This is a genomic window from Corynebacterium glyciniphilum AJ 3170 (assembly GCF_000626675.1).
Classification (GTDB): domain Bacteria; phylum Actinomycetota; class Actinomycetes; order Mycobacteriales; family Mycobacteriaceae; genus Corynebacterium; species Corynebacterium glyciniphilum.
The window spans coordinates 2,364,772-2,377,705 of sequence record NZ_CP006842.1 but is presented as its reverse complement, the minus strand read 5'-3'; the positions used below and the strand labels follow the sequence as shown (position 1 = coordinate 2,377,705).

Sequence of the window (12,934 nt, the reverse complement as noted above, 5' to 3'; positions counted from 1 at the left end):
GACATGTGTTGACGGCTCCGTCCAGGGCTTGTCATGCCGTCGGTCGTGTCAGCGGCGCTGGCGCGCCTCGCTCGCCGCTGTGCCGCTAAGCAGTTTGTCCATGAGGATCAGCAGGATCGACCGCTCTTCCCGGGTCAGGGCGTCTGCCCACCGGGTCTCCTGGATGTTCTGCCGCTCGTAAAGGGTACGAGCCTCCTTGACACCGCGTTCGGTGAGGTGGAGTAGGTGACTTCGCCCATCCTCGGGTGCTGGGATCTTCGTGAGGAGTCCCTCTTCGGTCATTTTCGCGGTCAGGCCGGACACTGCGGCCCGGCTGGTCCCGGTGAGGGTCGCGGCTTCGGAAGGGTACATGTCGCCCGCCAGCCACAGGGTGTAAAGAAGCTGGTAACCGGCCCAACTGCGTCCTGCTGGGCGATGGATCGTCGACTCCATGGTGTTGCTGAACGTCGTCGCCCCGCGGACCAGAGCGAGGATCACCGCTGTCGCAGCATGGTCCGAGTTGGGTGATTCGTTCGCGAGCCGACTACGGACGTGCTCGACGAAGTTCCAGTAATCCAGCCCACCGTCGTACCGGGGCCGGGCGGTCGCTGCCGTCGGCTCAGCCAGGTGCATCTGGTGCGCAGCGTCGGAGGTGTCATCTCGTGACCTGTCGTTGTCGTGGTCGGCCATGGTCACCACAGTATCGCGACCTCGGTATGTCCTTCCCGGTGAATTGCCAGCCGTGACTCCGGTAACGGGTGATTGATCTGCGGTCGGCGCGCATCTCTCGTCGAAAGTACTTCACAACTTAACCAATATCGTGTACGTTTGCTGCCACAGTCATTTCCTAAGGAGGACAGCATGGCTTACTACCGACAGCTCGGGAGCCTCCCGAAGCACCGGCACACCGCACTGCGGAACGACAAGGGCGACCTGGTCTACGAGGAACTCATGGGGGAAGAGGGGTTCTCCTCCGACTCGTCGTTGCTCTACCACACCGGTATCCCCTCGGCGATGGTTGATGCGCGTACCTGGGATCTCCCTGACCACACCTTGACCCCCAATGACCCGTTGGTCCCGTTGCATCTGAAGTTGCACGACCTTGACGGTGCAGCCAACGGAACCGGGGCGGACGCTGTCCGCGGTCGTCGACTGGTGATGGGCAACTCCGATGTCCGCTTGAGCTATGCGCACGTCAACACCACCTCGCCTCTGTACAAGAGTGGCCTGGGGGATGAGCTCGTCTACGTCGAACGTGGCTCCGCACTGGTGGAGACCCAGTTCGGGCCGCTGGAGGTTGCCGAAGGCGACTACATCAACATCCCCCGTGCCACGATCCACCGCTGGGTGCTGCGTGACGGTGAGGACGCGCGTCTGTACTTTATCGAAGCGAACAGCCACATCGGCCCGCCCCGGCGCTATCTCTCCCGGCATGGCCAGCTTCTCGAGCATTCGCCGTACTGTGAGCGGGATCTTCGTGGTCCGCAGGAGCTCCAGTTAGCCGACGGATCTGAAACAGATGTCGAGCTTTACATCAAGCACCGCGGTGGCGGCCCGTCCGGGATCAGCGGGTCGATTCACGTTCTGCCGACGCATCCCTTCGACGTCATAGGGTGGGATGGATGCCTCTACCCTTGGGTTTTCAACATCAATGATTACATGCCGTTGACGGGTAAGGTCCACCAGCCGCCTCCCTCCCACCAGGTGTTCGAGGGGCACAACTTCGTGGTGTGCAACTTCGTTCCGCGTAAGGTCGACTACGCCGAGAACGCTATCCCGGTGCCGTACTACCACTCCAACGTTGACTCTGATGAGGTCATGTTCTACGTGGACGGCGATTACGAGGCCCGGAAAGGGTCCGGGATCAACAAAGGGTCGATTTCGCTGCACCCCGGTGGGCACCCGCATGGACCCCAGCCTGGGGCTGCTGAGGCGTCCATCGGCAAGGAGTACTTCGACGAACTCGCTGTCATGGTCGACACCTTCCAGCCCCTCCAGCTTGGAGAGGCAGGACTCGAAGTAAATGATCTGTCCTACAGGTCTTCGTGGACCGGCGGACGTTGGCTCGGGGAGTGATGGGAGTGTTCGAGACCTTCATTGACGATGCTGCCGTCTTCCCGCCGGGACTGGCATCCCTGCCGGACGCGGTCGCCAAGCACCTGGAGAACCAGGGGTTGTCGGCGGCCCGTTTCACGGGACCGCTCGTCCTGCCTCTGAAAGACGTTGCTGAAGCGTCGCGGCTTGCCGATGGCGTGCCCTTCGACGTGTCGGTCGTTGTGCCCGCGGGGCGACTCGGCGACGTCACCGCACTTCTGGACACCATGCCCCGCACGACCCGCGTCGCCGCCGTAGAACTCAAGGTGGACTCGGACGGCGACACCACGCTGGACGAGCAGCTCGCCGCCGCATCCGCTTTCGCCGCCGACCGTGACGGTCTTGCGGTCTGGATCGAGTTGCCGTTCACCCTGGTCGACAGTGACCGACTGAGGTGGATACGGGACAACGGACTCGGCCTGAAGTTCCGGACCGGTGGCGTCAGCCGGTCGCTGTACCCTAGCTCGGCCGAACTCCTCGCTGTCCTGCACACCGCCGTCGACGCAAACCTACGATTCAAGCTCACTGCCGGACTCCACCGTGCACTGCGGTACTCCGAGCAGGGGGACGGCGAGGTGCTCGATCATTTCGGTTTCCTGAACATCGCCGCTGCCGTGGTCGCCCTGCGTGCGGGGGAGTCGGATCGTGCCGAAGTCCTACTCGGCAGCGACGACGGACCGGATCTTCTCAGCGTGGTGCAGGCCGACGGGGACTGGCGGTCGAGCTTTGTCAGTTTCGGTGCCTGCAGCGTCCTCGAACCTCTGACCACGCTCAATGAACTCGGCGGTGTCGATGACGATGCCCTCGCCGGCCTCGCTGAGCCGGAATCCTCCCACAGCTGAACGGCCGAGAAACCTCCTCTGAAAGGACCACAACCCATGACAACTGCAGCAGAGAAGTTCGCCACCGACGGTTTCGGTACCGCGAATCTCCCGTACGCCTCGGTCACCGTTGACGGACGGGCGTACCTTGCGACACGCCTGGGCGACCGCATCATCGACATCGCAGCGCTCGCCGAGGCCGTCGGTGGATTGGGCCCCGAGGTGGTGCAGGCGGTGACCGCCCCGAATCTCGACGGTGTCCTCTCCGGCGGCCCTGACGTGTGGCGTCCCCTCCGGGCGTGGCTCATCGAGATGATGTCCGCCGAGGGCAGCGACACCGCCGTGGAGGCGTCGAGTGTCGATGCTTCCCACGTGAGCTACAACCTGGCGTTCACCCCCGCCGACTACGTGGACTACTACGCCAGTGAGGACCACGCCACCAACATCGGCAAGATGTTCCGGCCCAACGAGGCGGCGCTGAAGCCGAACTGGAAGCACCTCCCTGTCGGCTACCATGGCCGCTCCGGCACCGTGGTGATCTCCGGGACGGACGTGGTGCGTCCTAAGGGACTACGCCCCGTGCCCGACAGCGCACCCGACTTCGGCCCGTCGAAGCGCCTCGACATCGAGGCGGAGATGGGCTTCGTGTGCGCCGGAGCCCCCGCACGTACCGAAGTCTCGGTCGCGGACGCGGCCGACTACATCTTCGGTGCCTTCCTCTTCAACGACTGGTCGGCCCGCGACATCCAGAATTTCGAGTATGTTCCGCTGGGGCCGAACCTCGGCAAGTCTTTCGCGTCGTCGGTGGGCACCTGGGTCGTGCCCTTCGATGCCCTGCAACGCGCCCGTGTCGACACTCCGGAACGCGAGTTCGAGCTCGCCGACTACCTGAAGGACGGTGCCGACGCCGGCGGGCCCTGGGGCCTGGACATCCACCTCGAGGTGGAGGTCGACGGCGAGGTCGTGTCCCGTCCGGAGTACCGACGGATGTACTGGACCGCGCCGCAGATGCTCGCTCACATGACGATCAACGGCGGTTCACTGCGACCTGGCGACATGTTCGGATCTGGTACGGTCTCCGGTCCTGAGAAGAACAGCCGTGGGTCGTTCATGGAGTTGTCCTGGGGAGGCAAGGAACCGCTGAAGCTCCAGGACGGTACGGAAATGGTCTTCCTCCAGGACGGTCAGACCGTGACGATGCGTGCCACCGCTCCCGGCGCCGACGGCCAGACCGTCGACTTCGGGGAGTGCGTCGGAACGATCCGTCCCGCGACAGGGGTGTGACAGCGCCGATGGCACGGAAGACAACTGAGGCAACGGCAGCGGAACTCGTCGCCAGGTACGCCCGCGACGGTATGACTGTCGCTGTGGGAGGGTTCGGCCTGTCCGGCAACCCTTTCGACCTGATCGACGGCCTACGTGAATCCGGGGCGACAAACCTCACCATTGTCTCCAACAACATGGGAGTCGACGGTCAGGGACTCGGCGTTCTCCTGGAGAACAACCAGGTGAACAAGGTCATAGCCTCCTACGTCGGAGAAAACAAGCGGTTCGCCGAGCTCTACCTGTCCGGTGAACTCGAGGTCGAGTTCACCCCACAGGGGACGTTGGCCGAACGGCTCCGGGCCGGAGGGGCCGGTATTCCTGCGTTCTACACCGCCACCGGCGTGGGAACACTCGTGGCGGAGGGGAAACCGTCCGCGGAGTTTGACGGACGGACCTACGTCCAGGAACGCGGCATCGTCGCTGACCTCGCGCTGGTCCATGCCGCCCACGGGGACGTGGACGGCAACCTCGTCTACCGCTTGACCGCACAGAACTTCAACCCGTTGTGTGCAGCGTCTGGCGCCGTCACCCTTGCCGAGGTCGAGCACCTTGAGCAACGGGGTGCGATCCAGCCGGATACGGTGATGACACCGGGTGTGTTCGTTCAGCGGGTCATCGAGGCAACGCCCAGGGAGAAACCGATCGAGAAGCGCACCGTGCGCTCCCGTGAAGAAAGTGAGGCTACGGCATGAGCTGGACACGGGATGAGATGGCGGCGATAGCCGCTCGTGAACTCAGTGACGGCGACTACGTCAACCTCGGGATCGGAATGCCCACTCTGGTCGCTAACCACGTGCCCGAGGGAGTTCACGTCACCTTGCAGAGCGAGAACGGCATCCTCGGTATGGGGCCCTTCCCGGTGGAGGGCGAGGAGGACGCTGACCTGATCAACGCCGGCAAACAGACCGTGACCCTGGTCCCCGGCGCATCGGTGTTCGATTCGGCGACGAGTTTCGCCATGATCCGTGGCGGTCATGTGAAGGTCGCCGTCCTCGGGGCGATGGAGGTCACTGACACCGGTGACCTCGCCAACTGGATGGTGCCCGGACACATGGTCAAGGGGATGGGCGGGGCGATGGACCTGGTGGCCGGTACACCACGGGTCGTCGTGATGACCACCCACGTCACCCGGGACGGGGCGCCGAAGATCCGCCGGGAATGTTCGTTGCCGCTGACCGGCCTGGGGGTGGTGGACAGGATCATCACCGATCTCGCCTGCTTCGACATCACCCCGGACGGGCTCGTGCTCACCGAGCTTGCACCCGGAGTGAGCGTGGACGACGTCCGGGCGAAGACCGAGGCTGATTTCCGCGTGGAGGCAGGAGTGGAGTACCGGTGAACTCGACAAGAACACGTGGAACAGGTGACCACGCCGTCGTGTGCCTGAACGGATGGTTCGGTCATGCAGGAGACTGGGGACCATGGGAGAACTACCTGGACGGTGACGAGTTCACCTGGGTATTCCCCGACTACAGAGGCTACGGGCGCCGGCAGGGTACGTCCGGCGAATTCACCGTCGACGAGGTCTCGTCGGACATCTGTGGGGTGCTTGAGGCTCTTCCACACTCGAGAATCTCACTGCTTGGTCATTCGATGGGTGGTGTGTTTATGCAGCGGGTGCTCGCGGATACTTCTCGCGAGATCGAATCGATGGTGGGGATTTCACCGGTCGGTGCGGCAGGGACTCCGATGCCTCCAGAACAGCGGGCACTTTTTGAGTCCGCCGAGTTCGATATCGGTGCGCGGCAGACGATTATCGACATCACGACAGGCAATAGCCTGTCTCCACGCTTTACCGGAGGACTGGCGGAGGAGACCCGGAACGCCTCGGCCGATGCCGCTGTCGGTGGGTACTTCCGAGCGTGGGCCGACGCTGATTTTCTTGAGGAACTCGGGAGCCGGGACCTCCCCGTGAAGGCTTTCGTCGGGGCTACGGACCCAGCGGTCACCGTTGACGCCGTGCGATCGAGTTTCGGAGTGACCTATCCTGGTCTCGAACTGGAGGTCCTTCCGAACGTCGGACACTATTCCATGTACGAGATGCCGCTCTACCTCGGCGCGAGAATAGAAGAGTTCCTTAGGTGGTCAGTGACGTAGAGTCGTTGGGTCAGCGGACCGATGGGTAGTTCGTAATTGCGGCTCTCACAACCAACGTGGTGGTTGGGGGACTGAGGTTGATTCTCCAGAACCGTTGGTCGCGGTAACAGCGACACCGCCGCGTCCTGCTGCCCAGCGGACGATTCCAGCGAGCGTTCCTCTGACCACACGTCGCTGGTCAGCGGAGGTAGAGAAAGAATCAGGGGCGTCGCCTACCTCGATCTGGGTGCCGTCATCCTCGTTGACCAGTACCAGGTCTGCACCCGTACCCGTCGATCGCCATTTGGCAGGAATCTCCTCGAACAGAGTGCTAAGAATGACTTCGGGAATATCGGAGAATCGGGCGCCAGCGTTCAGATCGACGGCATGGATCCACACCTCCCTGGTACGCATCCAGAGCGTTTCCGAGGCAGGGACCGTTCGCCCCTGGGCAGTCCTCACCTCGTGTTCCCAGGCATCCTTTGATGTTTCGTCCCAGGCGACACGCAACCGGGCAACGGTGTGGTCATGCAGATTCCGTAACGCGTCAGGGATCAGGGTAGCCCCTGTTTCGATTTCTTCGTCACGGGCGGTAGAGGACGGGTACATCGGGTGTTCAAGGCCGGTCTGTGCCCACTCCATGAGGTTGCACAATGCCGCAGCATTGTAGGCGACGTGAGCGATGAGGTGTGCCCGGTCCCAGCCTTCGAGCCCGCTCGCGCTTCCGTACTCCTCGGGGGAGAGTAGCGAGAGGTGTCGGCTGTAGTGGGACGTCCCCCGGTTAGCCAGTAGGCGGCGCTGTTCCAGGGGGAGGTCGTGGAAGCTGCCAGTCATTCGAACACCGTGGTGTTGCGGACGGACCCGAGGCCCTCGACCACCACCTCGACCGTGTCCCCGTCCCCGATGTACACGTGGGGATCACGGGCATGGCCGACACCACCGGGTGTTCCGGTGACGATCACGTCGCCCGGATCCAGTGGGTAGATGTGGGAGATGTACTCCACGAGATCTGACGGGGAGAACACGAGGTCATCGGTCGGAGTGGATTGTACCTTTTCGCCGTTGAGGTAAGTGGCCAGCTCACCGCCGAAGGCGAATGAATCCTTTGTCGTCAGCCACGGCCCGAATCCGGTGGTCTTCTCGAAGGATTTGCCCTGGTGCCACTGCAGTGTGCGGTACTGGTAGTCGCGCATCGTGTAGTCGTTCATCACGGCATATCCGGCGATGTGGTTCTCAGCGTCGGCGGCCGACACGCGTCGGGCTTGTTTCCCGATGACCACGGCAAGCTCTCCCTCCCAGTCGAGTTCGCTGTTGGCGTAGGGCGGAGCATTCACGTCGTCGTAAGGGCCGACGAGAGCATCCGGGTACTTCACGAAGAGGGTCGGGTTGGCAGGCAGGTCACGGCCCATCTCTCGGATGTGGTTGGCGTAGTTCAGGCCGACGCACACGATTTTCCGCGGGGCGGGGACAACCGGAGCGAAGTCGGCTTCTGTGATGGCGACGGGATCGCCTGCGGCATCGGAGGCGATGGCTTCCCAGGTCTCCTCGCAGAGCAGATCGCCGACAGTGTCGTATCCGGGGATGGTCGTGCCGTGAGCAACGGTGCCGGAATCTTCGGCTGTGTCCTCGATGGAGTCGATACGGACGGTGGCAGTGGTTCCGTTGGTACGGATGGTGGCGAGGCGCATGTTCTTAGATACCTTCCTGCTGATAAGTCCTGTAGAGGTGGAGTGCTTCGAAGATCGGGGCGTCGGAGAAAGAGAAGATGTCCATGCCACCGTCGGTCCTGACCGACCATGGCTTCCAGGAGGGGACGTTGATCACGTCCCCGGTGGACACGGTGAACTCCTCGTTTTCAACGAGGACGGTGCCACTACCCTCAAAAACCTGGAAAACACGGTTGCCGACCTCGTGGATGGCTGTGGTGGACGCGCCAGCGCGCAGTCGGTGGAATTCAGCGCGGAGTGTGGTCATCACGTCGCCACCGGTCGTCGGATTAGTGAACCTAATGGCTGCGTGGCCGGGTGACACGGTCCCTGAATATCCGTCATCTTCGAGCGCCAGCTGCTCTGTGAGTGCGGCATCAGTGTGCTCCCATCGATAACACGGGATAGGGGAGGATGTCTGTGTGCCAGGGAAGGCCAGGGGACGCAGGCCGGGGTGGCACCAGAGCCGTTCTCCGCGAGAGGTCTCTGGGGTGGATTCATCGGTGACCCTCTCCGTCCCCTCTTCGAAGAAGGCGGTGTCCATCTGCTGCTGGAACGGAATGTCGAGTCCGTCCAGCCATGCCATCGGTTTACCGGAGTCGTTGTGGTGACCATGAAAGTTCCATCCGGCCGTGACGAGGAAGTCTCCCCGTCGCATGGCCACCGGGTCACCGTTGACCACCGTCCACACACCTTCGCCTTCGATGACGAACCGGAAGGCATTCTGCGAGTGGCGGTGCTCCGGTGCAGTTTCACCGGGGCCGAGGTACTGAATCGCCGCCCAGAGTGTCGGCGCGATAAAGGCGTTGCCGTGGAGAGCGGAATTGGCGAGAGCGATCGCTCGGCGCTCACCGCCGCGTCCGACCGGCACGAGGTCGCCAGCGCGACGCGCGACCTCGATAAGTTGTTGCCAGTCCCACTTTTGTGCTGTTGCGACGGGGTCGGGGACGTCAGGCATGAGGTCTGCACGTTGCGTCCAGAGAGGGATGAGGTCCAGCTTTTTCATCTGCGCGTACATCTCGTCGAGTTTCGCCTGTTGTTCAGGTGAGTCAGTGACGGTGTTCATCGGGTCACTGACTGCGACTGTCGGGCCCGGGGACCCGGAGTGGTCTGTGGTGGGGGTGGGCACGGCGACCGTCCTTCCTTGGGAGCTGTTTCCTGACGGGGTGAGTAACCGGGGTTTCGGAAGTCCTACCGGTATGAGCTGAACCATAGAAACTGTTGTTAACGAACCCAACATAATTCCGCTATGCGTAATGCGGGGGTGGGGCTGTCATCGGTCGACGTTGCGGATTGTCCCAACGGCCCGGTTGAGGTCTCTGGCGTGGCGTAGCAGTACAGAGACGCAATGTTCAACCACCTTGGGGAACCGAGCTGATGGGATGGCGACGCTGACCGCTCCCAGAGGGTCTCCGATGTCATTGACCAGCAGTACGGAGACCGCCCGGATCTCGGGTTCGAAGCGGCCACGATTTACGGCGAAGCCCTGTTGCCGGAATCGGTGGAGTTCCCGGCGCTGTTCCTCCATGGTTTCCTCATTCATGGAGGGGTAGAGCGCGCGGAGTTCGGATCCGGACAGTGTGGCGAGGTAGGCCAGTCCACCGGCATTGCGGATGGATGGAATTACCTGGCCGCGGCGTTCGGAGCAGCGGACACTGTGGCTGCCTTCGACGCTGAACAGGAAATGGGTGTCTGCTCCGGAGAAGGTCACCACGTGACATGTCTCCGACGTCTCCCTGGCGATGGCTTCGAGGTACGGTGCGACGGCCTCAACCAGTACCGTCCCACGTCCCCGCGGCAGGCTGGTAGCGAAGAGTGCAGGGCCCGGAAGGTAGCCGTGCGAAGCGTTTCGGGAGGCGAAGCCGCGGTAGACCAGCATCTGAAGGGTGCGGTGGATCCGTGACGGAGCTGTCTCCAGGAGGACCGCTGCGGAAGTGACCGTGACCAGGCCGTTGTCGCGTAAGAGGAAGATCAGCTGGAGTGCAGTGTCGACTGAGGTCATGAAGTCTCGGGGGCGGGCTCCATGAGTCGTGGCGGGCGTATCGGTGTCTTTCACGGCACCATCCTCTACTGGGTGACAAATGGGGTGAGGGAAGATTCCGCTGAGCGGAATCTCTTTGAGTGTAATTCACATCACACAGAGGATGACCACGGAATGATTCGCACACAGCACCGATGACTGGAGGCACACGATGACCGACACTCTTGATTCCGCGGGGTGGCATCCGCGGCACAGCGACAGGCCTGGCACTCGCACTGGCTACGGCCAGGACCAGGTACCGGATGGAACTCCGGGGCGGGGCCCGCGGGTCATGGGCATCCGCGGTAAAACCCTGGTAGCCGTCCTCATTGGATGGTTCTTCGTGGTCTTCGATGGCTACGACCTGATCGTCTACGGGACGGTACAGGGCACTCTGATGAACCACTGGAATCTGACGACCGGCCAGGCAGGGACACTGGGGTCCATGGCTTTCATCGGCATGGCGCTCGGCGCCGTCCTGGTCGGAAGAATCTCCGACCGCGTCGGCAGGAAGACTGCGGTCATCGGGTCCGTGCTCGTGCTCTCGGTCTTCACGCTCCTGTGCACGGTCGCTGGGAACCCGTGGGTCTTCGGCCTCATGCGACTGCTGGCTGGGCTTGGCCTCGGAGGGCTCGTCCCCAGCGTCAACGCCATGGTGGCGGACCTCGTCCCCACCCGGTACCGGACGGCGTGGTCCACGGTGATGATGTCGGGCGTGCCGCTGGGGGGTTCTGCCGCCGCGGTGATAGCCCAGTTTGTGGTGCCTTCCCACCCCGAGTACGGGTGGCGCTATATGTTCATGTTCGCGGTGATCCCCCTGGTCATCGGACTCCCGTTGGCACTGAAGTACATCCCCTCGGACAGAGGGCCCGGACACCGTAAGGATCTTGCCGTGGACCCAGGCTTCTCCGCGATTCTGCGTGGGGATCTGCTCTGGCGATCGGTGCTCTTTGCCGTGGCCACATTCTTCACCCTGCTCGCGTGGTACGGGCTGGGAACCTGGTTGCCCAAACTGATGCAGGAGTCTGGCTATGACTTAGGCGCGGCCTTGAACCTCACTCTTGCACTGAACCTCGGGGCCGTCCTCGGATCGGTGGTCACCGCCTGGGCGGGCGACCGGTTTGGTCCCGCCCGGTCGGGCGCGGTCGCGGCGATGCTTGCCGGCGTTGCGCTGCTTCTGCTGCTGACGTCGCCCTCTGTCGTCTGGGTCTACGTGATCATGGTGCTTGCCGGGGTCGGGACCCACGGCACACAGATACTCATCATCGCCGCGATTTCAGGCTACTACCCACGGGAACTGCGGGGTACGGCTCTGGGCTGGGCTCTGGGGGTGGGGCGCATCGGGGCCATCGCGGCACCCCAAATCGCCGGTTGGCTCCTCGGTTGGGGGTTGGGGGTGAACTCCAACTACGTCCTTTTCGGGGGTGCGGCGATCCTTTCCTGCATCTTCCTTGTACTGGTCCAACGCATTTTCCGCCAACCCGCGACCACCGTTGCGCATAACTGAGAGGGGAGCATCACCATGGCATCAACACAGCAAACGAGTCCGTCGCATCGCGACAACATATTGACCGGCGCGAACGTCATAGTTTGCGGTGGTGGGATCAGAGGGGCGGCTGCTGCACTGGCCCTGGCGCGAAAAGGCGCGGCTGTCCGTCTCTATGAACGGTCACCTGAGTTCGCGGAGGTCGGAAGAGGGCTGCAGATCGGCCCGCACGGTTGGCGAATCCTCGAACGGTGGGGGGTGCTCCCCAGCCTGATCGAACGTGGCTTCCTGCCGAAACGCATGCGATTCCGGGACGCGCTCACCGACGCACCACTTCTCACGATGGACTTCGGAGAGAGCTTCCAGGAACATTACGGTGGTCGCTACATGGTGATCCACCGCAGTGACCTGTTGTCGTGTTTGATTGATGCTGCTGTGGCCGCGGGTGCTGAACTTCATACCGGTATGACGATCGTCGGCGCGGGTAATGCTTCACACGGGGTGGTGGTGGATCTCACGCGTCGGTGCGAGAACGACTGTAATCACGAGGTGACCGAGCAGGTCAAGGTCGATGTCCTACTCGCTTTCGACGGTATTCATTCACGGTTCCGTGCCGAACTGAGTGATGATGCGCCGGTGCCCAGCAGTTATGTCTCCTACCGCGGAACGGTTGAGGCTGAGGGGGACCCGCTCGAGGGGCTGGAAGACGTGGTGGGGCATATCGGGCCGCACTGTCACTTCATCCAGTACCCGTTGCAGGGTGGCCAACTTCTCGATCAGGTGGGGGTCTTCCGGTCTGAACGTTACCTCGCAGGACACCAGAACGGAGAAATACCCGGGGACTGGGGCAATCCGGACGAACTTGAGGATGCCTATGATCATTGCTCACCGCAGGTTTCGGCACGGATCCAGCATCTCTGGACGAACCGCTGGTGGCAGATGGCCGACCACGCTCCTCTGGAGAACTGGACCGACGGCAACATCATCGTCCTCGGTGACGCAGCCCATGCGACTCTGCAATATCTGGCTTCGGGGGCGGTCATGGCCATGGAAGATGCAGACTGCGTCGCCGATTTTGCTGCGGATGCGGCACGAGATTCCGAAGAACTCGACTGGGCGTCGGTATTGGAGGAAGTTCAGGCCGAGCGACTGCCAAGATGCAGCCGAATTCAGACTACGAGCCGCTTCTGGGGCGAACTCTGGCATCTCGAGGGAACCGGGCGGATTGTGCGCAACGCCCTGTTCCGTGCGGCAGAGAACGACTGGTACCAGTACACCGACTGGCTATGGAGATACGACCCCTCTGCTCGGGCACATATCAAGGAGCCGAGTCTGGGGATCGTTCCTCGGGAGTTGCGGGAGTGGCGTTACCGGGTGGTTGGTGGGCACTCGGACGCTCGTGATCCCGCAGGCGCGGAAAGCTGAG

General features: G+C 62.7%; 13 protein-coding genes. 8 read left to right on the top strand and 5 right to left on the bottom strand.

Annotation, left to right across the window (positions count from 1 at the left end; genetic code table 11):
- Positions 1-48: 48 nt before the first annotated feature.
- Positions 49-669: a MarR family winged helix-turn-helix transcriptional regulator gene (locus tag CGLY_RS11120; protein ID WP_144313674.1), complete on the bottom strand. Its 621-nt coding sequence runs from the start codon at positions 667-669 to the stop codon at positions 49-51.
- Positions 670-840: 171 nt separating this feature from the next.
- On the opposite strand from CGLY_RS11120, the gene CGLY_RS11115 reads away from it, so the two are divergent.
- From CGLY_RS11115 to CGLY_RS11090, 6 genes are read left to right on the top strand one after another with little or no spacing between them, the layout of a single operon-like run.
- Positions 841-2,055: a homogentisate 1,2-dioxygenase gene (locus CGLY_RS11115; protein ID WP_038549428.1), complete on the top strand. Its 1,215-nt coding sequence runs from the start codon at positions 841-843 to the stop codon at positions 2,053-2,055.
- Complete coding sequence (locus tag CGLY_RS11110; protein WP_038549426.1) at positions 2,055-2,915, top strand: hypothetical protein; 861 nt, start codon at positions 2,055-2,057, stop codon at positions 2,913-2,915. Before CGLY_RS11115 ends, CGLY_RS11110 begins: the two co-directional genes overlap by 1 nt.
- A gap of 36 nt (positions 2,916-2,951) precedes the next feature.
- Complete coding sequence (locus CGLY_RS11105; protein ID WP_038549425.1) at positions 2,952-4,178, top strand: fumarylacetoacetate hydrolase family protein; 1,227 nt, start codon at positions 2,952-2,954, stop codon at positions 4,176-4,178.
- Between the two features lie 8 nt (positions 4,179-4,186).
- Complete coding sequence (locus CGLY_RS11100) at positions 4,187-4,912, top strand: CoA transferase subunit A (RefSeq protein WP_038549423.1); 726 nt, start codon at positions 4,187-4,189, stop codon at positions 4,910-4,912.
- Positions 4,909-5,559 carry a CoA transferase subunit B gene (locus CGLY_RS11095; protein WP_038549421.1) on the top strand — a complete coding sequence of 217 codons (651 nt, stop codon included), beginning with the start codon at positions 4,909-4,911 and terminating at the stop codon, positions 5,557-5,559. The genes CGLY_RS11100 and CGLY_RS11095 overlap by 4 nt, the downstream gene beginning before the upstream one ends.
- Positions 5,556-6,317 (top strand): alpha/beta fold hydrolase, encoded by a 762-nt coding sequence (locus CGLY_RS11090; RefSeq protein ID WP_038549419.1) that lies wholly within the window; start codon positions 5,556-5,558, stop codon positions 6,315-6,317. Before CGLY_RS11095 ends, CGLY_RS11090 begins: the two co-directional genes overlap by 4 nt.
- Before the next feature lie 45 nt (positions 6,318-6,362).
- Here CGLY_RS11090 and CGLY_RS11085 read toward each other — a convergent pair whose 3' ends face one another.
- The 4 genes from CGLY_RS11085 to CGLY_RS11070 form a co-directional block, all read right to left on the bottom strand.
- The gene (locus CGLY_RS11085; protein WP_038549417.1) at positions 6,363-7,130 is read right to left on the bottom strand and encodes a maleylpyruvate isomerase family mycothiol-dependent enzyme; all 768 of its coding nucleotides are present in this window, start codon (positions 7,128-7,130) and stop codon (positions 6,363-6,365) included.
- On the bottom strand, positions 7,127-7,984 hold the full coding sequence (locus tag CGLY_RS11080; protein WP_038549415.1) for a fumarylacetoacetate hydrolase family protein: 858 nt from the start codon (positions 7,982-7,984) through the stop codon (positions 7,127-7,129). Before CGLY_RS11080 ends, CGLY_RS11085 begins: the two co-directional genes overlap by 4 nt.
- Positions 7,985-7,988: 4 nt before the next feature.
- Entirely contained in the window at positions 7,989-9,068 is a 1,080-nt protein-coding gene (locus CGLY_RS11075; RefSeq protein WP_038552718.1) for a cupin domain-containing protein, read from the bottom strand.
- A gap of 207 nt (positions 9,069-9,275) precedes the next feature.
- On the bottom strand, positions 9,276-10,058 hold the full coding sequence (locus tag CGLY_RS11070) for an IclR family transcriptional regulator (protein ID WP_038549413.1): 783 nt from the start codon (positions 10,056-10,058) through the stop codon (positions 9,276-9,278).
- 136 nt (positions 10,059-10,194) lie between these two features.
- Here CGLY_RS11070 and CGLY_RS11065 point away from each other — a divergent pair, with 136 nt between their 5' ends.
- Positions 10,195-11,529: an MFS transporter gene (locus CGLY_RS11065; RefSeq protein ID WP_081803889.1), complete on the top strand. Its 1,335-nt coding sequence runs from the start codon at positions 10,195-10,197 to the stop codon at positions 11,527-11,529.
- A gap of 15 nt (positions 11,530-11,544) precedes the next feature.
- Positions 11,545-12,933 carry an FAD-dependent monooxygenase gene (locus tag CGLY_RS11060; protein WP_038549411.1) on the top strand — a complete coding sequence of 463 codons (1,389 nt, stop codon included), beginning with the start codon at positions 11,545-11,547 and terminating at the stop codon, positions 12,931-12,933.
- Position 12,934: the final 1 nt, after the last annotated feature.